The 436-nt window shown below is 58.3% G+C and carries 1 protein-coding gene; it reads left to right on the top strand.

The genetic code is table 11. The annotated features are described in order from the left end of the window. Positions 1-436, top strand: a 436-nt coding sequence (gene zapE / locus ACU8YC_RS28140; protein WP_446896414.1) for a cell division protein ZapE, incomplete at both ends; no start/stop codon positions are given.

Below are 436 nucleotides of genomic sequence, written 5' to 3'. Positions count from 1 at the left end.
TACCAGCAAGCGCTCAAAGGTGGCAGTCATCAGCCCGACACCGTCGTACAGGCAGCCGGGAATCGATTGGAAACCATTTTCCAGGCGCTTTGGACGCCGGCGCGTCCTGTGCCACAGGAGAGTGGACTGATGGCGCGTTTTGGCAAATTGCTGGGTAAGCGCGGGTCGCCGACTAACCCGCCGGTGCGTGGGCTGTATATGTGGGGCGGCGGCGGGCGCGGAAAAACCTGGCTGATGGATCTGTTCTACCATAGCCTGCCGGGCAGGCGTAAACAGCGTTTGCACTTTCACCGTTTTATGTTGCGCGTCCATGAGGAGCTTACCGGCCTGCAGGGGCAGAGCGATCCGCTGGAAATCATTGCCGACCGTTTTAAGGCCGAAACGGACGTGCTGTGCTTTGACGAATTTTTTGTTTCTGACATCACCGATGCCATGC

It is taken from the genome of Citrobacter sp. VF227 (assembly GCF_052950715.1).
This window is presented reverse-complemented; position numbering and strand designations above follow the sequence as displayed.